This window comes from Billgrantia kenyensis (assembly GCF_013697085.1).
Lineage (GTDB): Bacteria > Pseudomonadota > Gammaproteobacteria > Pseudomonadales > Halomonadaceae > Halomonas > Halomonas kenyensis.
Window position 1 is genome coordinate 1 of sequence record NZ_JACEFT010000077.1, and the last position, 1319, is coordinate 1319.

At 49.3% G+C, this 1319-nt stretch carries 1 protein-coding gene and 1 pseudogene; both read right to left on the bottom strand.

All coding sequences use genetic code 11. From position 1 onward, the window contains the following. Positions 1-228: 228 nt before the first annotated feature. The gene (locus H1D44_RS20650; RefSeq protein WP_181517145.1) at positions 229-774 is read right to left on the bottom strand and encodes an RNA-dependent RNA polymerase family protein; all 546 of its coding nucleotides are present in this window, start codon (positions 772-774) and stop codon (positions 229-231) included. Positions 775-896: 122 nt separating this feature from the next. Beyond that, a pseudogene (locus H1D44_RS20655) lies at positions 897-1256 on the bottom strand (integrase core domain-containing protein); the annotation flags it as partial. Positions 1257-1319 lie beyond the last annotated feature (63 nt).

Consider the following 1319-nt stretch of genomic DNA (forward strand, 5'->3'; position numbering starts at 1 on the left):
GGCGATAGCAATGAGGCATGGCAACACGATACCTGATGGGTCAGGTGTTGCACTTGGTCATTGAGACCGCCATCTCTCATTCCATGGCTACCGAGCGATTGGTAGGTTACAGAGACGTCTTGTGATGCGACTGGTTCGCCCCGGTCGCCAGGGATGAACAGAGGCGCACCTGCTAAGCCCCGGCCAGGGATGGTCGGGGCTTCGTTTACTTTTCCTGCTATTGTCTTCTTAAGGCTGATAGTTCGAAGCGCATAAAAATCGGTGATGAGTAACAAGATCGCTAACTAATTTTTGGTGTTGGGTTCTGTTGATAGAGTTTATATAAGAGAGAATGCCGCTTTGTACATGCTCGTTATCGGTTGATAGTGCTTTGAGCGCTAGAGCGCTGTATTTTTCTGGCGTGATAGTTAGAGACTGGTGTTGTAGTTCAATATTGAAAGCGGTTGTCTGATCTAGAACTTTTGTTGTGTTATCCCCAAATGGAAGGCGAGAGCGGTCGGACCGTTCAACCAATTTTTCACAGGCTCCGGTTAGAAATTGGTAATTTATTCCTGAGACAATAATATCATCGACATAGACACTTACGCTGAGGAGGTCAGAGAGGGTATGTAAATAGGCTCCAAGTGCACTTTTTCTCAAGCAAATGGATGCAATTATCGTTGATTGAGGAAAGCCGTAAGGTAAGTGATATGACTCTCCTTCACCTGGCGTTCTTACTGTCGAGAGGGTGGCAATTTCTCTTGCAGTTTCATATGGAAAAAATTCCTTCAGCACTCGTGTTACTCTGCTTCTGTTTATTGAGCCAAAGAAATTTTTTATGTCCCTGTGGAAAAAAATAGATCCGAAGTATGGTTGGTTAGCGCAGCAACATGGCCACCTTCACGAAGGTGATAGTTGTCGGGTCCCGTGTGATTGACTACCCGTTTGGTAAATAACTCAGGCCGCTTGGCCTGCCATTCCTTCATCGCCGCGATCGGGGATTGATGGTGCAGCGCCTTCTGCGGGATATGGTGATTGTACAGCCAACAGTAGCGTTTGAGCGTCTGCTCCAGATCTTCGTCTGAGACATAGCGCCGAGTCGCCAGCACGTCGCTGATACGGCCATTGAAGCGCTCCACCATGCCATTCGTTTGCGGCCTTCCCGGCTTGATCAAACGGTGCTCAATACCATGGGCTTGGCACACTTGGTCGAATGGGTGGCGGCCGCTGGGTTTGCGCTCACCCGCCCGCGTGAAGCGGTCAGTGAACGACTTGCCGTAGTACCTACGGAACATTCTGCATTCTGGTTAGCGGCAGCCATCGTGGCCTAAGAGATCCTT